This is a genomic window from Bacillus sp. JFL15, from assembly GCF_001184225.1.
In the GTDB taxonomy this organism is placed as follows: domain Bacteria; phylum Bacillota; class Bacilli; order Bacillales; family Bacillaceae; genus Bacillus; species Bacillus siamensis.
On record NZ_KQ236689.1, the window covers coordinates 3184845 to 3203328 of the forward strand.

General features: G+C 46.6%; 19 protein-coding genes. All 19 read left to right on the forward strand.

The window, feature by feature from the left end; all coding sequences use genetic code 11:
• The 19 genes from AD710_RS16035 to AD710_RS16125 all read left to right on the forward strand — a co-directional run bounded on the left by AD710_RS16035 (window position 1) and on the right by AD710_RS16125 (window position 18426).
• The gene (locus AD710_RS16035) at window positions 1-303 is read left to right on the forward strand and encodes a YlxQ family RNA-binding protein (RefSeq protein WP_003154192.1); all 303 of its coding nucleotides are present in this window, start codon (window positions 1-3) and stop codon (window positions 301-303) included.
• A gap of 19 nt (window positions 304-322) precedes the next feature.
• Window positions 323-2473 (forward strand): translation initiation factor IF-2, encoded by a 2151-nt coding sequence (gene infB, locus AD710_RS16040; protein WP_049628483.1) that lies wholly within the window; start codon window positions 323-325, stop codon window positions 2471-2473.
• A complete protein-coding gene (locus AD710_RS16045) occupies window positions 2470-2748 on the forward strand; it encodes a DUF503 domain-containing protein (protein WP_016936087.1) in 279 nt (92 codons plus the stop codon). The genes infB and AD710_RS16045 overlap by 4 nt, the downstream gene beginning before the upstream one ends.
• Window positions 2749-2764: 16 nt before the next feature.
• A complete protein-coding gene (rbfA, locus tag AD710_RS16050; RefSeq protein WP_003154185.1) occupies window positions 2765-3118 on the forward strand; it encodes a 30S ribosome-binding factor RbfA in 354 nt (117 codons plus the stop codon).
• Window positions 3119-3201: 83 nt separating this feature from the next.
• Window positions 3202-4131 (forward strand): tRNA pseudouridine(55) synthase TruB, encoded by a 930-nt coding sequence (gene truB / locus AD710_RS16055; protein WP_049628484.1) that lies wholly within the window; start codon window positions 3202-3204, stop codon window positions 4129-4131.
• 19 nt (window positions 4132-4150) lie between these two features.
• On the forward strand, window positions 4151-5092 hold the full coding sequence (gene ribF, locus AD710_RS16060) for a bifunctional riboflavin kinase/FAD synthetase (protein WP_016936085.1): 942 nt from the start codon (window positions 4151-4153) through the stop codon (window positions 5090-5092).
• Between the two features lie 165 nt (window positions 5093-5257).
• Window positions 5258-5527 carry a 30S ribosomal protein S15 gene (gene rpsO, locus AD710_RS16065; RefSeq protein WP_003154182.1) on the forward strand — a complete coding sequence of 90 codons (270 nt, stop codon included), beginning with the start codon at window positions 5258-5260 and terminating at the stop codon, window positions 5525-5527.
• Window positions 5528-5700: 173 nt separating this feature from the next.
• Entirely contained in the window at window positions 5701-7824 is a 2124-nt protein-coding gene (pnp, locus tag AD710_RS16070) for a polyribonucleotide nucleotidyltransferase (RefSeq protein WP_016936084.1), read from the forward strand.
• A gap of 111 nt (window positions 7825-7935) precedes the next feature.
• On the forward strand, window positions 7936-8895 hold the full coding sequence (locus AD710_RS16075) for a polysaccharide deacetylase family protein (RefSeq protein ID WP_016936083.1): 960 nt from the start codon (window positions 7936-7938) through the stop codon (window positions 8893-8895).
• Window positions 8896-8935: 40 nt separating this feature from the next.
• Window positions 8936-10171, forward strand: a complete 1236-nt coding sequence (locus AD710_RS16080; RefSeq protein WP_016936082.1) for a M16 family metallopeptidase — start codon at window positions 8936-8938, stop codon at window positions 10169-10171.
• A gap of 75 nt (window positions 10172-10246) precedes the next feature.
• Complete coding sequence (locus tag AD710_RS16085; RefSeq protein WP_003154176.1) at window positions 10247-10504, forward strand: YlmC/YmxH family sporulation protein; 258 nt, start codon at window positions 10247-10249, stop codon at window positions 10502-10504.
• A gap of 156 nt (window positions 10505-10660) precedes the next feature.
• Window positions 10661-11551 carry a dipicolinic acid synthetase subunit A gene (dpaA, locus tag AD710_RS16090; protein ID WP_016936081.1) on the forward strand — a complete coding sequence of 297 codons (891 nt, stop codon included), beginning with the start codon at window positions 10661-10663 and terminating at the stop codon, window positions 11549-11551.
• 2 nt (window positions 11552-11553) lie between these two features.
• Window positions 11554-12144 (forward strand): dipicolinate synthase subunit B, encoded by a 591-nt coding sequence (gene dpaB / locus AD710_RS16095; protein ID WP_049628485.1) that lies wholly within the window; start codon window positions 11554-11556, stop codon window positions 12142-12144.
• A gap of 133 nt (window positions 12145-12277) precedes the next feature.
• On the forward strand, window positions 12278-13318 hold the full coding sequence (gene asd / locus AD710_RS16100) for an aspartate-semialdehyde dehydrogenase (protein ID WP_003154169.1): 1041 nt from the start codon (window positions 12278-12280) through the stop codon (window positions 13316-13318).
• A gap of 88 nt (window positions 13319-13406) precedes the next feature.
• The gene (gene dapG, locus AD710_RS16105) at window positions 13407-14621 is read left to right on the forward strand and encodes an aspartate kinase (protein ID WP_049628486.1); all 1215 of its coding nucleotides are present in this window, start codon (window positions 13407-13409) and stop codon (window positions 14619-14621) included.
• Between the two features lie 30 nt (window positions 14622-14651).
• Window positions 14652-15521, forward strand: coding sequence for a 4-hydroxy-tetrahydrodipicolinate synthase (gene dapA, locus AD710_RS16110; protein WP_003154166.1), 870 nt, complete (start codon window positions 14652-14654; stop codon window positions 15519-15521).
• 178 nt (window positions 15522-15699) lie between these two features.
• Window positions 15700-17367 (forward strand): ribonuclease J2, encoded by a 1668-nt coding sequence (rnjB, locus tag AD710_RS16115; RefSeq protein WP_049628487.1) that lies wholly within the window; start codon window positions 15700-15702, stop codon window positions 17365-17367.
• A 115-nt stretch (window positions 17368-17482) separates the two neighbouring features.
• Entirely contained in the window at window positions 17483-18220 is a 738-nt protein-coding gene (locus AD710_RS16120) for a ClpP family protease (RefSeq protein ID WP_049628488.1), read from the forward strand.
• Complete coding sequence (locus tag AD710_RS16125) at window positions 18217-18426, forward strand: YlzJ-like family protein (protein WP_016936075.1); 210 nt, start codon at window positions 18217-18219, stop codon at window positions 18424-18426. Before AD710_RS16120 ends, AD710_RS16125 begins: the two co-directional genes overlap by 4 nt.
• Window positions 18427-18484: the final 58 nt, after the last annotated feature.

Sequence of the window (18484 nt, forward strand, 5' to 3'; positions counted from 1 at the left end):
ATGTCTGGAATGGAATGGTTTCCCTTGCTGGGTCTGGCCAATCGAGCTCGTAAGGTCGTGTCGGGCGAGGACTTGGTTATAAAAGAAATTAGAAATGCGCGTGCAAAACTTGTTCTGCTGACAGAAGATGCATCTGCGAATACTGCAAAAAAAGTATCCGATAAATGCAATTATTATAAAGTACCTTATAAAAAAGTCGAAAGCCGCGCGGATCTCGGCCGCTCTATCGGCAAGGAATCACGTGTCGTTGTCGCCGTCACTGACCAAGGTTTTGCGAATAAGCTGATCAGCTTGCTCGATTAATATTTTTGGGGGTGAACGAATGGCTAAAATGAGAGTATACGAATATGCAAAAGCCATCAATGTTTCAAGTAAGGAAATTTTGACTGCGCTGAAAAACATGGATATAGTAGTAAATAACCATATGGCAACGCTTGAAGAAAAGACCATTAAGCAGCTTGATGCGAAATTTAAAAAAGGCGGCGCCGGCGTTAAATCTCAAAAGCCTGCGGAAACGAACAAAAACAAGCAGCCGCAAGGGGTTAATCAGCAGCCTGCTGGGAATCAACCAAACAAAATTCGAGACGGAAAGAAGAATGACGTGCAGAATAATCAATTTAACAAAAACAAGAAGAACAACAACAACAAAAACAAAAACAAACGCAATCATAACAACAAAAATCAGCATCAGCAAAAACCGCTGAAGCCGAAAAAAGAGCTTCCTGAGAAAATTACGTTTTCCGGCTCTTTAACAGTCGGAGCTTTAGCCGAGGAACTTGGCAAAGAGCCGTCTGAACTCATTAAAAAACTGATGCTTCTGGGCGTAATGGCTACGATTAACCAGGAGCTTGACAAAGACACAATCGAACTGATCGCATCTGAATACGGTGTGGAAACAGAAGAAGTGATTGTGCTCGAAGAAACTGAGCTTGAAAAATACGAAGAGGCTGACAAAGAAGAAGATCTTCAAATCCGTCCGCCTGTCGTGACGATCATGGGCCACGTTGACCACGGGAAAACGACCCTTCTTGACAGCATCAGAAAAACAAAGGTTGTTGAAGGAGAAGCGGGCGGAATCACCCAGCATATCGGGGCTTACCAGATCGAAGAAAACGGCAAAAAAATCACGTTCTTAGATACACCGGGACACGCGGCGTTCACAACGATGCGCGCGCGCGGAGCGGAAGTAACCGATATTACCATTTTAGTCGTAGCGGCTGATGACGGCGTTATGCCGCAAACAGTCGAAGCCATCAACCATGCGAAAGCGGCTGAGGTTCCGATTATCGTTGCCGTGAATAAAGTGGATAAAGAGAGCGCGAACCCTGACCGTGTCATGCAGGAGCTGACTGAATACGGACTCGTTCCTGAAGCATGGGGAGGAGAAACGATTTTCGTTCCTCTGTCCGCGCTTACAGGCAAGGGAATTGACGAGCTTGTCGAAATGATTCTGCTTGTCAGTGAAGTAGAAGAGCTGAAAGCCAATCCGAACCGTCAGGCAAAAGGAACGGTTATTGAAGCTGAGCTTGATAAAGGAAGAGGATCTGTCGCGACACTTCTCGTTCAAACGGGAACATTGCATGTCGGAGATCCGATCGTTGTCGGTAACACATTCGGCCGCGTGCGGGCCATGGTCAATGATCTCGGCCGCCGCGTGAAAACAGCCGGACCGTCCACACCTGTAGAGATCACGGGCTTAAACGACGTACCGCAGGCTGGCGATCAATTCCTCGTCTTTAAAGACGAGAAAACAGCCCGTTCTGTCGGTGAAGCGCGCGCTTCCAAACAATTGGACGAACAGCGCAGCGACAAAGCGAAGCTGAGCCTCGATGATCTGTTTGAACAAATTAAACAAGGTGATGTCAAAGACATCAACTTAATCGTAAAAGCGGACGTTCAAGGTTCTGCAGAAGCGTTAACGGCCGCTCTTCAAAAAATTGAAGTAGAAGGCGTAAAAGTGAAAATCATTCACACAGGCGTCGGTGCGATTACGGAATCAGACATCATTCTCGCATCTGCTTCAAATGCAATCGTTATCGGGTTTAATGTGCGCCCAGACGGAAATGCTAAGAGCACGGCTGAAGCAGAAAATGTAGATATCCGCCTTCACCGTATCATTTACAAAGTCATCGAAGAAATTGAAGCGGCGATGAAAGGAATGCTTGATCCTGAATACGAAGAAAAAGTCATCGGCCAGGTTGAAGTGCGCCAAACATTCAAAGTGTCGAAAATCGGCACGATTGCCGGCGGATATGTAACAGACGGCCACATTACACGTGACAGCGGACTCCGCTTGATCCGTGACGGCGTCGTTATCTTCGAAGGCGAAGTAGACGTTCTGAAACGCTTCAAAGATGATGTGAAAGAAGTTTCACAAGGATATGAATGTGGTATTACAATTAAGAAATACAATGACATTCGCGAAGGTGACATCCTTGAAGCGTATGTCATGCAGGAAATCGAAAGAAAGTGATCGGATTTGCGGAATGTGAATGCATCATTTACGATGCGGGATCATTAAAGGAGAAACGGGCCGTTCTGAAGCGGATTATAACGAGGGTCCGGAATAAGTTCAACGTGTCGGCCGCAGAAATCGGCTATCAGGACACTTGGCAGAGGACCAGCTTCGGAATCGCCGTCGTCTCCTCCTCTCACGTTCAGGCGGAAAAGGAGATTCAGCGCGTACTCGCGTTTATTGACTCCTTTCCCGAAATAGAACGGACGATCACTAGAACAGAGTGGTTTTAACTTAGAGGTGATTGAATTGAGTATGAGAGCAAACCGTGTCGGCGAACAGATGAAAAAAGAGCTCGGAGATATTATCAGCCGAAAGCTGAAAGATCCGAGAATCGGATTTCTGACTGTAACAGACGTACGTGTTTCAGGTGATTTGCAAATAGCGAAGGTGTATATCTCCGTTCTCGGCGGAGAGAAAAAGAAAGAGGAGGCGCTGAAAGGGCTTGAGAAAGCGAAGGGATTTATCCGTTCTGAAATCGGCAGCCGAATCAGACTCCGCAAAACGCCAGAGCTTGAATTTGAATTTGATGAATCAATTGAATACGGCAACCGTATTGAAACACTGATTCACGAACTGCATTCAGATAAACCGTCTGAATAACGGGAAAAGAGGATGGGCGTTGTCGTCTGTCCTCTTTTCTGCGTTTTACAGGGATACAATGATAACAAAGGAGCGAAAGACAGATGGTTAACGGAGTTCTCCTTTTACATAAACCGGTCGGCATGACTTCTCACGACTGTGTAATGAAAATAAGAAAACTGTTAAAAACAAAGAAAGTCGGGCATACGGGAACGCTTGATCCGGAAGTGTCAGGCGTACTGCCGATCTGTGTCGGACGGGCCACAAAGATTGTTGAGTACGTCACCGACAAATCAAAAACGTACGATGCTGAGATCACTCTCGGTTTCTCCACATCGACTGAAGACCAGACGGGGGAAACCGTCAGCGTAAAACCTGTCAAGGAGCCGATAAAAGAAGCGGATATCAAAGCCGTTTTAGACGAACTGAAGGGGCCGCAGGAACAAGTGCCGCCGATGTATTCCGCGGTCAAGATCAACGGGAAAAAGCTCTACGAATATGCCAGAGCCGGTATTGAAGTGGAACGGCCGAAGCGGAATATCATGATTGAGGATATCGCGCTTACTTCACCTGTCACTTATAAGGATGATACAGCGTCATTCCGTTTCACAGTCACGTGCTCAAAAGGCACTTACGTCAGAACATTGGCGGTGACAATCGGTGAAAAGCTTGGCTATCCCGCTCATATGTCCCACCTCATCCGCACCGCTTCCGGCGATTTCAGCCTGGATGAGTGTTTTACGTTTGAGGAGCTTGAGCAGCAGGTTTCAGCCGGCACGGTTGCAGAGCATGCGGTGCCTATCGAAAGAGCGCTCAATCATTTGCCGAAATGGGTCATAAGTGATACATTAGCTAAGAAAGCTGAAAACGGGTCAGTGTTTGACATACCGGCGGAATTTTCTGCAATGACAGCTGACGCCCGTATAGCTGTCTGTACCGAAGCCGGAGAATGTGTGGCCATTTATATGCCGCACCCTTCAAAACATGGACTGCTGAAACCGGCTAAAGTGCTGATGCAAAAAAGCGAACAATAAGAAAAAAGGTGACCGTTCTGTGAAGACGATACATATTTCTCATCCGCATCATTTACAAAAAGAAGAGCAGCCGGCGTCTGTCATGGCCCTCGGCTACTTTGACGGCGTTCATTTGGGACACCGGAAAGTAATCGGAACAGCCAGACAAATTGCCGAAGAAAAAAACCTGTCGCTTGCCGTCATGACGTTTCATCCGCACCCCTCCCATGTTCTGGGCAGGGACAAAGAGCCAAAGGATCTGATTACGCCGCTTGAAGATAAAATCAGCCAGATCAGCCGTTTAGGCGCTGATGTGCTGTATATCGTAAAGTTTGATGAATCGTTTGCGGCTCTTTCTCCAAAACAGTTTGCCGAGGAGTATATTTTAGGATTGAACGCCCGGCACGCGGTGGGAGGCTTTGATTTTACGTACGGAAAATACGGAAAAGGCACGATGGCTACGCTGCCGGACGATTTAGACGGCAAGGCCGAATGCACGACTGTCGAAAAACAGACCGAGCAGGACAGAAAGATCAGCTCCACTTATATCCGGTCAGCGCTGCAGGATGGCGACGTGGAGCTGGCGCACACGCTCCTCGGCCAGCCGTATTTTATCAGGGGCACTGTGATCCACGGAGACAAAAGAGGCCGCACCATCGGCTTTCCGACGGCGAATATCGGTCTGCACAACAGTTATATCGTGCCGCCGACAGGCGTGTATGCCGTGAAGGCCGAAATAAAAGGCAGGGTGTATGAAGGCGTCTGCAATATCGGCTACAAACCGACCTTTTATGAAAAGCGTCCCGATCAGCCGTCAATTGAAGTTCATTTATTTGATTTTCAACAGGATGTATACGGAGAAGACGTTAAAATCGAGTGGTATAAACGCATCCGGAGCGAACGGAAGTTTAACGGCATCGACGAACTGACGGCTCAGATTGAGAAAGACAAACAAGAAGCGATCCGTTTTTTCAGCAAATAACGGAAAAAACATCAAAAGTACACAAATTTTATTCTAAAAGATTTGCATATGGGCGCGATTTTTAGTATCATATGTTTCGTAGTCTTAAAACCATTGCTTGGCAATCCGAAGTCACCGACGGTTGCTAGGTAACTGGGGCTAATTATAATATGGAGGTGAAACAGGATGGCAATTACTCAAGAGCGTAAAAATCAACTCATCAGTGAGTTCAAAACACACGAATCTGATACTGGATCTCCAGAAGTTCAGATCGCTATCCTAACAGACTCAATTAACAACTTGAACGAGCATTTGCGTACTCATAAGAAAGATCACCACTCACGTCGCGGTCTTCTTAAAATGGTAGGTAAACGTCGTAATCTTCTTACGTATCTGCGTAATAAAGACGTAACTCGTTACCGTGAGTTAATTAACAAACTAGGCTTACGTCGATAATCGTAAAAAGCGGGAGGATTCCCGCTTTTTTATCGTATTAAAGCGAAAAAAATAATAATAAAAAACAATGAAATCCTTTTACATACTACTTTGACATTGATATGTTCAATTCATTTCGTTCATAATAGGAGTAATTGATTATTTCACACATTAAGAGAGGAGCTCGTAATCGAATGGGACAAGAGAAACATGTCTTTACCATAGATTGGGCCGGCAGACAGCTTACAGTAGAAACCGGCCAGCTTGCCAAACAGGCAAACGGCGCTGTTATGGTCCGCTACGGCGATACCGCAGTGCTCAGCACAGCAACCGCATCAAAAGAACCGAAACCGCTAGATTTTTTCCCGCTTACCGTTAATTATGAAGAAAGATTATACGCAGTCGGTAAAATTCCGGGCGGCTTTATTAAAAGAGAAGGCCGTCCGAGTGAAAAGGCCGTTTTAGCCAGCCGTCTGATTGACCGCCCGATCCGCCCGCTTTTCGCAGACGGATTCCGTAACGAAGTACAGGTCATCAGCATTGTCATGAGTGTCGATCAGAACTGCTCATCTGAAATGGCTGCAATGTTCGGTTCATCACTCGCTCTTTGCGTTTCCGATATTCCGTTTGAAGGCCCGATTGCGGGTGTGACGGTAGGCCGCATTGACGGGGAGTTCATCATCAATCCGACGGTTGACCAGCTTGAAAAAAGTGATATTAACCTTATCGTTGCAGGCACAAAAGACGCCATCAACATGGTGGAAGCGGGAGCGGATGAAGTTCCTGAGGAAATCATGCTTGAAGCGATTATGTTCGGCCACGAAGAAATTAAGCGCCTGATCGCTTTCCAAGAAGAAATTGTTGCGGCAGTCGGCAAAGAAAAAACGGAAATCGCACTGTATGAAATTGATGCAGAGCTCAGCGAGAAAGTGAAAAGTCTTGCGGAGCCGGATCTGCTCAGCGCCATTCAAGTTCATGAAAAGCATGCGCGCGAAGATGCGATCAGTAAAGTGAAAGATGCAGTCGTCGCGAAATTTGAAGAAGAAGAGCACGATGAAGATACGATCAAAAAAGTGAAACAGACACTGTCTAAACTTGTGAAAAACGAAGTGCGCCGTTTGATCACAGAAGAAAAAGTCCGTCCTGACGGCCGCGGCGTCGATCAAATCCGCCCGCTTTCTTCAGAAGTCGGCCTTCTGCCGAGAACGCATGGCTCAGGGCTGTTTACGAGAGGACAGACCCAGGCGCTCAGCGTATGTACATTAGGCGCTCTTGGCGACGTTCAGATTCTTGACGGTTTAGGCGTGGAAGAATCAAAACGGTTTATGCATCATTATAACTTCCCGCAATTCAGCGTAGGGGAGACAGGCCCGATGCGCGGACCGGGACGCCGTGAGATCGGTCACGGGGCTCTTGGAGAGCGTGCGCTTGAGCCGGTCATTCCGAATGAAAAAGACTTCCCGTATACGGTTCGCCTCGTATCCGAAGTGCTTGAATCAAACGGTTCCACTTCACAGGCCAGCATTTGCGCGAGCACGCTTGCTATGATGGACGCCGGTGTTCCGATTAAAGCGCCTGTTGCAGGTATCGCGATGGGACTTGTGAAATCAGGCGAGTACTACACAGTATTAACGGATATTCAAGGAATGGAAGATGCCCTCGGTGACATGGACTTTAAAGTAGCCGGTACGGAAAAAGGCGTAACAGCGCTGCAAATGGACATTAAAATCGAAGGTCTTTCAAGAGAAATCCTTGAAGAAGCGCTTCAGCAGGCGAAAAAAGGAAGAATGGAAATCCTGAACAGCATGCTCAGCACGCTTGGTGAATCAAGAAAAGAACTTTCTCAATATGCACCGAAAATTTTAACGATGACAATTAATCCGGATAAAATCCGTGACGTTATCGGGCCGAGCGGCAAACAAATCAACAAAATCATTGAAGATACCGGTGTTAAAATTGACATTGAACAAGACGGCACCATCTTTATTTCTTCTACTGATGAAAGCAGCAACCAAAAAGCGAAAAAAATCATCGAAGATCTTGTCAGAGAAGTCGAAGTCGGCCAGCTTTACCTCGGTAAAGTCAAACGGATTGAAAAATTCGGCGCTTTCGTTGAAATCTTCAGCGGAAAAGACGGTCTCGTTCACATCTCTGAACTTGCGCTCGAACGGGTCGGCAAGGTTGAGGATGTTGTGAAAATCGGTGACGAAATCCTTGTGAAGGTAACGGAAATTGACAAACAGGGACGTGTCAACCTGTCGCGTAAAGCAGTGCTGCGCGAAGAGAAAGAAAAAGAGCAGGAACAACAACAATCTTAAATGAAAACCTAACAAGGAGCCTGGGAGACCCGGCTTCTTTATTTTGAGAAAGACAACCGCGGGTTCTACCTTGTCCTCTTTATACATAATGTGTGATGAGGGGGGAAGGACATGTTGAAAAAATTCGTGCCGTTTGCCGTTTTTTTATTTCTTTTTTTTGTTTCGTTTGAAATGATAAAAAACCCGTATACAGTTGATTACATAGACGCAATGAAAAAAGACGCAGTGACTGTGTCAGCATCAAAAGATCCGCTTTATGAGGAATTGCTGCAAAAAGCGCCGGAGTATGAAGTGAAGCCGCAAGATGCGAGGATTGATAAAATATGGAAGAGTATACCGGGATATAACGGTTTAAAGGTCAATGTGGAAAAATCCTATAAACAAATGAAAAAGGACGGAGAATTTCATGAAGATGATCTTGTCTATGAACAGGTAAAACCGAAAGTCCATCTCGATTCTCTTGCGCCCGAACCCATTTATAAAGGAAATCCCGATAAACCGATGGTCGCTTTCCTGATAAATGTCGCCTGGGGAAATGAATACGTGGAGCAAATGCTGCCTATTCTGAAACAGCATCAGGTCAAAGCAACTTTCTTTCTTGAAGGGAAATGGCTGAAAAACAATCAGGAACTTGGGAAAAAAATAGCGGCAGACGGACATGAAATCGGAAATCATTCATACAATCACCCAGATATGAGCAAACTGACTTCAGGAAGCATTTCCGAACAGCTTGACAAAACCAATGCACAAATCAGCGAGACGCTCGGCATGAAGCCGAAATGGTTTGCGCCGCCAAGCGGCAGCTTCAGAAAAGCCGTGGTCGACCTTGCGGCGGAAAAAGGAATGGGCACCATCATGTGGACCGTTGACACCATAGACTGGCAAAAACCGTCTCCGGCTGTTTTACAAACAAGAGTGTTGAGCAAAATACATAACGGAGCCATGATTTTAATGCATCCGACTGATCCGACTGCGAAAAGCCTGGAAACACTGATTACAAAAATCAAAGAAAAAGGCTATGCGCTCGGCTCGGTGTCTGACTTAATGGATGAAAACAGGCTGATGAAGTAGCAGGCGGCAGTTTGCCTGTCTTTGAATAGGAGGAACAAACTTGATAAAACGCTATACATGCCAAAACGGTGTAAGAGTTGTGCTTGAAAATAATCCAACGGTGCGGTCTGTGGCAATCGGCGTCTGGATCGGAACGGGATCACGCCATGAGACACCGGATACAAACGGTATTTCGCACTTTCTCGAGCATATGTTTTTTAAAGGAACAAATACCAGGTCAGCACGGGAAATCGCAGAATCCTTCGATCGGATAGGCGGCCAAGTGAATGCCTTCACTTCAAAAGAATATACGTGTTATTACGCAAAAGTGCTGGATGAGCATGCCAACTACGCACTTGATGTGCTGGCTGATATGTTCTTTCATTCTGCTTTTGACGAGGATGAACTCAAAAAAGAAAAGAACGTCGTATATGAAGAAATCAAAATGTACGAAGACGCGCCGGACGACATTGTCCACGATCTGCTGAGCAAAGCGACATACGGCAATCATTCGCTCGGCTACCCGATTCTCGGGACGGAGGAAACCCTTTCATCGTTTAACGGCGATTCTCTCAGACAGCATATGGATGACTTTTACACACCGGACCGCGTCGTCATTTCTGTCGCCGGAAATGTTACGGAACAATTCATTAAAGACGTGGAGAAATGGTTCGGTACATACGAAGCGAAGGGCAAAGCTAGCGGCATCAGCGAGCCTGAGTTTCATTATGAAAAGCTCACCAGAAAAAAAGACACGGAACAGGCGCACCTCTGCCTTGGCTTCAAAGGTCTGAAAGTCGGGGATCCGGATGTTTACGATTTAATCGTTTTAAACAACGTGCTGGGCGGAAGCATGAGCAGCCGTCTTTTCCAGGATGTGCGTGAAGATAAAGGGCTGGCCTATTCTGTATACAGCTATCACAGTTCTTATGAAGACAGCGGTATGCTGACGATTTACGGAGGCACCGGCGCCAATCAGCTCGATCTTCTGTCTGAAACCATTCAAGAAACGTTATCGGTGTTAAAACGTGACGGCATTACCCCGAAAGAACTGGAAAACAGCAAAGAGCAAATGAAGGGAAGTTTAATGCTCAGCTTAGAAAGCACAAACAGCAAAATGAGCCGGAACGGGAAAAACGAACTTCTGCTCAGAAAGCATAAGACGATGGATGAAATTATCGCTGAATTAAATGCAGTCAGCCTGGAAAGCGTCAACGGTCTCAGCCGCCGATTATTTACGGATGATTACGCATTATCGCTCATCAGTCCGACCGGAAATATGCCGGCCTCATCTTAAACGGGAAGTCTGCCTCTCTAGGGGGGCAGGCATTTTTTTTTGCCCGGAATCATATAGTACAAGGGGGTGGCTATCATGAGGCTCAGTGAACTGTCAGGTAAAGAAATTGTAGACATTAAACGGGCGGAGCGGCTCGGCGTGCTCGGCCAGACTGATTTGGAAATTAATGAACAGGACGGGCAAATTACCGCGCTGTTGATCCCGACGGTAAAATGGTTTGGATTGCGAAAACAAGGCCACGACATCCGTGTCCCCTGGAACCATATTCAAAAAATCGGGTCAGACATGATCATTTTAGACGTTCCCGGGGAGATCACTCCTCCTGAAGAGTAGACTGTATTCATTTTTCGCAAGCACCGGCTCAAACAGCCGGTGCTTTTTTTATGAAAAAGACGCTGTACATTCACCGCCCTTTCTCTTTGCACATACGATGAAGAGGAGGATGACACTTAAAAGATCCAGTAACTGTAAAGAAGGTGAACGTTTCAAATGTTAACCGGATTGACAATTGCGATTATTGGCGGTGACGCAAGACAGCTTGAGATTATAAGGAAGCTGACAGAACAGCATGCCGATATTTATCTTGCAGGATTTGACCAATTGGATGACGGTTTTACAGGAACCGTCAAATGTAAAATTGATGAGATTCCATTTCCGAAAATAGACAGTATCATCCTGCCTGTATCGGCAACGACCGGAGAAGGCATTGTCTCAACGGTTTTTTCAAATGAAGAAGTGGTATTAAAGCAGAGTTACCTTGAGCAGACACCGGAGCATTGCGTGATTTATTCAGGCATCTCTAATGCATACCTTGAGGGCATCGCCAGCGAAGCCGGCCGCAAGCTTGTTAAATTATTTGAGCGGGATGACATCGCGATATTCAACTCGATTCCCACAGTTGAAGGGACAATCATGATGGCGATTCAGCATACGGATTATACCATTCACGGGTCAAATGTCGCCGTTCTCGGCATGGGGCGCACCGGTATGACGATCGCCCGGACGTTTGCAGCGTTGGGAGCGAAGGTAAAAGTGGGCGCGCGGAGTTCGGCTCATTTGGCCCGTATATCGGAAATGGGGCTTTCTCCTTTTCAAATTGAAGAACTTACTGATCATGTAAATGATATTGATATTTGTATTAACACCGTACCGAGTCTGATTCTGAATCAAAGCGTTTTATCGCGCATGACGCCGAAGACCTTGATTTTGGATTTAGCATCCCGTCCGGGCGGAACGGATTTCAAATATGCTGAAAAACAGGGCATTAAAGCGCTGCTTGCTCCGGGTCTTCCGGGAATTGTGGCTCCGAAAACAGCCGGACAGATTATTGCGAACGTATTGAGCAAGCTTTTGGCAGACTTAAAGAAAGAGGGGAATTAGCCATGTCTCTGAATGGGAAAAGAATCGGATTCGGATTAACCGGCTCACATTGCACATATGAGGAGGTTTTTCCGCAAATAGAAGCACTTGTCAGACAAGGGGCTGAAGTCCGGCCGATTGTGACGTCGACCGTCCAATCGACCGATACGCGCTTTGGAGAGGGGGGAGATTGGGTCAGAAAAATTGAAGAAACAACAGGTTTTGAGGTAATTGATTCCATCGTAAAAGCGGAGCCTCTCGGGCCGAAACTTCCGCTCGACTGCATGGTCATCGCCCCCTTAACCGGAAACTCAATGAGCAAACTCGCAAATGCGATGACTGACAGCCCCGTCCTTATGGCTGCGAAAGCCACGATCCGCAACAGCCGCCCGGTCGTGCTCGGCATTTCGACAAATGACGGCCTCGGTTTAAACGGAACGAATTTAATGAGGCTGATGTCCGCAAAAAACATATTTTTCATCCCATTCGGCCAGGATGACCACGTGAGAAAACCGACATCTCTTGTCGCCAGAATGGATCTCCTTCCGATTACGGTAGAAAAAGCGCTTTTGCATCAGCAGGTTCAGCCTGTGCTTGTACAGCATCAGTCATAAAAAATCAAGACACATAAAATCATTCCGGAATAAAAAAATTCGGTCAATCCGTGACTATTCTATGGTAAAATAAAACGTAAAATGCAAAGTCAATTCAACAAATGATGCTTAATTGGCGGAAGGAGTTTTACAGATGGGAAGAGGATTACACGTAGCAGTTGTCGGAGCGACGGGAGCCGTAGGGCAGCAAATGCTGAAAACATTGGAAGACAGAAACTTTGAAATCGAAACACTCACACTACTATCCTCAAAGCGTTCTGCTGGTACGAAAGTAACGTTTAAAGGCGAAGAGTATACAGTGCAGGAAGCTGTTCCGGAAAGCTTCGAAGGCGTTCATATCGCGCTATTCAGCGCCGGCGGAAGCGTATCACAAAGCCTGGCGCCTGAGGCTGTAAAACGGGGAGCCATCGTAATTGACAATACCAGCGCATTCCGCATGGATGAAAATACACCGCTTGTAGTGCCTGAGGTGAACGAAGGTGATCTGCATAAACATAACGGCATTATCGCCAACCCTAACTGTTCAACGATTCAGATGGTGGCGGCGCTTGAACCGATCCGCAAAGCATACGGCTTGAAAAAAGTCATTGTATCTACTTACCAAGCTGTGTCCGGAGCCGGCAATGAAGCGGCGAAAGAACTGTACAGCCAGACGAAGGCGATTTTAAACAATGAGCCTGCAGAACCGTCCATTATGCCGGTTAAAGGGGACAAAAAGCATTATCAAATCGCTTTTAACGCCATTCCGCAAATTGATAAATTCCAAGATAACGGCTACACGTTTGAGGAAATGAAAATGATTAATGAAACGAAAAAAATCATGCATATGCCGAAGCTGGAAGTGGCTGCGACATGTGTCAGACTGCCGATTGAAACAGGCCACTCAGAATCTGTTTACATTGAGCTTGACCGTGATGACGCAACCGTGGAAGACATTAAACAGCTTTTAAAAGAGGCTCCGGGTGTTACGCTTCAGGATGATCCTGCGGAGCAGCTTTACCCGATGCCTGCTGATTGCGTCGGCAAACGGGATGTATTTGTAGGAAGAATCCGTAAAGATTTGGATAGAGCAAACGGTTTTCATTTGTGGGTTGTTTCTGATAACCTGTTAAAAGGCGCCGCTTGGAACTCGGTTCAAATTGCGGAAAGCCTGCAAAAACTGAACCTCGTATAAAACAAACGTATTTTCTATAGGCGAACAGAAGAGAGTAAGGCTCTGCCTGCTCTCTTCTGTTACGTCAGACTAATTTGGAGTGAAAATAGTGAAAATCATTGTTCAAAAATTCGGCGGAACATCCGTAAAAGATGACAAAGGCCGCAAGCTTGCGTTAGCACACATTAAAGATGCCATCAGTGAAGGATATAAAGTTGTCGTTGTCGTATCGGCGATGGGAAGAAAAGGAGACCCGTACGCGACGGATTCTTTGATCGGGCTTCTTTACGGCAGCCAGTCCGACATTTCTCCGAGAGAGCAGGATATGCTTCTGTCTTGCGGAGAAACGATTTCGTCTGTTGTTTTTACCAGCATGCTGAAGGAAAACGGCATAAAAGCCGCAGCTTTAACAGGAGCCCAGGCCGGCTTTTTAACCAATGCCCAGCATACTGACGCCAAAATTTTAGAAATGAAAACAGAGCGGCTGTTCGCGACACTCGCCAGCCATGATGCCGTCGTTGTGGCAGGATTTCAGGGAGCGACTGAAAAAGGCGACACGACGACGATCGGCAGAGGAGGAAGCGATACATCAGCAGCGGCGCTCGGCGCGGCGGTTGATGCTGAGTTTATCGACATTTTTACGGACGTGGAAGGCGTCATGACAGCTGATCCGAGAATCGTGGAAAATGCTAAGCCGCTTCCGAATGTCACATATACTGAAATCTGCAACCTTGCCTATCAGGGCGCGAAAGTCATTCATCCGCGCGCGGTGGAAATCGCCATGCAGGCAAAGGTGCCGATCCGCGTGCGCTCGACTTATTCAAAAGACAAAGGAACTCTGGTGACGTCCCATCATTCGTCTAACGTCGGCAGCGATGTGTTCGAACGGCTGATCACGGGGATTGCTCATGTAAAAGACGTAACGCAATTTAAAGTTCCCGCCAAAATGGGGCAATACAATGTACAGACAGAAGTCTTTAAAGCAATGGCGAACGCCGGCATCAGCGTAGATTTCTTTAACATTACGCCGAGTGAAATCGTTTATACCGTAGCCGGCAGTAAAACGGAAGCCGCGCGCAGCATTTTGGCCGAATTAGGCTATGAACCGACAGTGACGGAAAGCTGTGCGAAAGTGTCAGCGGTCGGTGCCGGAATAATGGGTGTGCCGGGTGTTACGTCAAAAATCGTCTCCGCACTTTCAGATAAAGGCATTCCGATTCTGCAATCCGCCGACAGCCATACGACGATCTGGGTGCTCGTTCATGAAAAAGATATGGTAACGGCCGTAAATGCGCTGCATGAAGTGTTTGAACTTTCAAAGTAAATGTGATTGAATCATGATGAGGTGAAAAAAATGAATGTCGGAAATATTTCTACAGCGATGATTACCCCTTTTGACAGTAAAGGGAATGTAGACTTTCAAAAACTGTCTACATTAATCGACTATTTGTTGAAAAACGGCACGGATTCTTTAGTCGTCGCAGGGACGACCGGCGAATCTCCGACACTTTCAACGGAAGAAAAAATTGCACTCTTTGAATTTACAGTCAAAGAAGTGAACGGACGCGTGCCTGTTATTGCGGGTACGGGAAGCAACAATACGAAAGACTCCATCAAACTGACAAAAAAAGCTGAAGAAGCCGGCGTCGATTGCGTTATGCTTGTCACGCCTTATTATAATAAGCCTTCCCAAGAGGGCATGTACCGTCATTTTAAAGCCATAGCTGAAGAAACGTCTCTTCCTGTTATGCTTTACAACGTGCCGGGCAGAACGGTCGCTTCGCTTGCGCCGGAAACGGCCATCAGACTTGCGGAGATTCCGAATATCTCTGCGATTAAAGAAGCGAGCGGTGATCTTGACGCGATTACGAAAATCATCGCCGAAACGCCGGAAGATTTTTACGTCTATTCAGGTGATGACGGGTTAACCCTTCCTATCCTCGCAGTCGGCGGAAGAGGAGTCGTGTCAGTGGCCAGTCATATTGTAGGTTCTGACATGCAGCAAATGATTAAAAACTATACAAACGGGCAGACGGCAACCGCGGCACTGATTCATCAGAAGCTTCTCCCGATCATGAAGGAGCTCTTTAAAGCGCCTAATCCGGCTCCGGTCAAAACGGCGCTTCAGCTGAAAGGCCTTGATGTCGGATCTGTGCGTCTTCCTCTTATTCCGCTGAATGAAGATGAACGCCTGAGCCTGAGCAGCGTCATCAGCGAACTGTAAGAAAAAATTTATACAGTTAAAATACGCGGTCATTCTCATTTTTATCGTGAGTTTGACCGTTTTGTCTACATATTGGTTTTCCCTAAACCTTCCGCTTCTTCTTGTTTTCTAAAATTGATATCAGTTATAATAGGAACAAGTGATGATGGACGGGTATGAGACTAGGAGGATACAGATTTTGAAAAAGAAAAATACAGAAAACGTCAGAATTATCGCCCTTGGCGGTGTCGGAGAAATTGGGAAGAACCTATATGTCATTGAAATTGACTCGGACATATTTGTAGTAGATGCGGGGCTCATGCACCCTGAAAATGAAATGCTCGGTATTGATGTCGTGATTCCGGATATTTCTTACTTGGTAGAACGGGCTGACCGCGTGAAGGCCATTTTTCTGACACACGGACACGATGAAAACATCGGAGGCGTCTTTTATTTATTGAACAAGCTGTCGGTGCCGGTATACGGAACGAAGCTAACGCTTGCTTTGCTGAGAGAAAAGCTCAAGCAGTACGGGCATAATCGAAAAGCTGATTTACGTGAAGTTCACTCCAAATCAGTCATTACATTTGAATCAACAAAAGTATCGTTCTTTAAAACGATCCACAGCATCCCGGATTCAGTGGGAGTCAGCTTTAAAACATCACTTGGCTCTATTGTATGCACGGGAGACTTCAAATTTGACCAGACGCCTGCTTATCACCAATCATGTGATATCGGCGAAATCGCCAAAATTGGAAACGGCGGTGTGCTTGCCCTGCTTTCTGACAGCGCCAATGCGGAGCGCCCGGGATATACTCCGTCAGAAGCACATGTAAGCGGTGAAATTTCCGATGCGATGTACAATTCAGACAACCGCGTCATCGTTGCCGTATTCGCGTCTAATATCAACCGGATTCAGCAAGTGATTCAGGCTGCCGCCCAGAACGGCCGCAAACTTGCAATCGCCGGAAAAAACCTGCAAAATGTGCTTCAGCTTGCGCGCAAGCTCGGCTATATTGAAGCAGAAGATGAATTGTTCATTCCGGTGCAGGATGTGAAAAAATATCCGAAACGGGAAGTGGCAATTGTTACAGCCGGAAGCCATGGTGAGCCGTTAGCCGCTCTTACGCGGATGGCCAAGCAGGCGCACAAGCAGCTTAACATTGAAGAAGGAGATACCGTTGTCATTGCATCAACACCGATTCCGGGACATGAATTGGTATATTCCCAAACCGTCAACCAGCTTGTCCGCGCCGGGGCTCAAGTCATTTTCGCCCAAAAACGCGTGCATGTGTCCGGTCACGGTTCGCAGGAAGAATTAAAACTCATGCTTAATTTGTTAAAACCGAAATATTTAATTCCGGTTAACGGTGAATTCAGAATGCAAAAAGCGCATTCCAAAATCGCTGAAGAAATCGGCATGAAACGCAGCGACATTTTCTTAATTGAAAAAGGCGACGTCGTTGAATTCCGCGGCCAGAATGTGAAAATCGGGGATAAAGTCACGTACGGAAACGTTCTGATTGACGGCCTAGGTGTCGGCGACATCGGCAACATCGTGCTGCGAGACCGCCGCTTATTGTCACAAGACGGCATTCTCATTGTCGTGATTACGCTTGATAAGCAGAAAAAGAACCTCGTATCGGGTCCTGAAATCATTACGCGCGGTTTCGTATATGTCAGAGAATCAGAAGGCTTAATTGTACAAGCTACTGAGCTCGTCCGCTCAATCGTGACAGAAGCGACGGAAACATCCGCCGTAGAATGGTCCACGCTGAAACAAGCCATGCGCGATGCGCTGAACCAATTCCTTTATGAAAAAACAAAACGCAAGCCGATGATCATTCCGATCATTATGGAAGTATAATGTACACAAAAGCCGGAGCGCATGATGCTCCGGCTTTGTTTTTGTTCATCTCCCGGATGGAAACCCGCTTCTTTGTTCATAATACAAAGAGACATTCGGAAAGGGTGAAGATAAAATGGAGCATCGTATGGAAAACACCGAAGAACAGCAGCCCGAAAAATCAGATGCGAAAGACAGCATTATGAGCAAAATTCAGCAGCTGGGAGAGACATCTCTGCCGCAAATGTCTCAAGATACCAATATTCACTGTCTGACAATCATTGGCCAAATTGAGGGGCATGTCCAGCTGCCGCCGCAAAATAAAACAACCAAATATGAACACGTCATTCCGCAAATCGTCGCCATTGAGCAAAATCCGAAAATTGAAGGACTTCTGATTATCTTAAACACCGTCGGCGGTGATGTGGAAGCGGGGCTTGCGATTGCAGAGATGCTCGCATCTTTGTCAAAACCGACCGTTTCAATCGTACTCGGCGGGGGACACTCGATAGGTGTGCCGATCGCCGTGTCATGTGATCATAGTTTTATCGCGGAAACAGCGACTATGACCATTCACCCCGTTCGGCTTACAGGTCTGGTTATCGGGGTTCCGCAAACATTTGAATACTTGGACAAAATGCAGGAGCGGGTCGTCAACTTTGTGACCCATCATTCAAATATTTCCGAAGAAAAATTCAAAGAACTGATGTTTTCAAAGGGAAACCTGACCAGGGACATCGGAACGAACGTAGTCGGAAAAGATGCGGCTGATTACGGATTAATTGATGCCGTCGGCGGCGTCGGACAGGCGATAAAAAAGCTGAATCAGCTGATTGAAGAACGAAAGGGCAAGGAAGGAATGATGATTCAATGATCCTTTATACCGTCATGCCTCAAGAAGTCGTTTACGGTCAGGAAAGAGAGCAAAGCGCGCATGAACAGGTAGACTATGCCGGTGTGCCGCTGTTAGTCGAAATGAAGGGAAATGAAGCTGAAGTCGTACAGATTTTAAGTACGAACCCGATGGATTTTCTGAATCCGGACATCGCTCCGGGGCAAAAAATCAAGTTGAAAATCTAACCGGCATTCAGTCCGTTTCTCGGGGGCAAAATATGCTATAATAGGGGAATCCTACAGA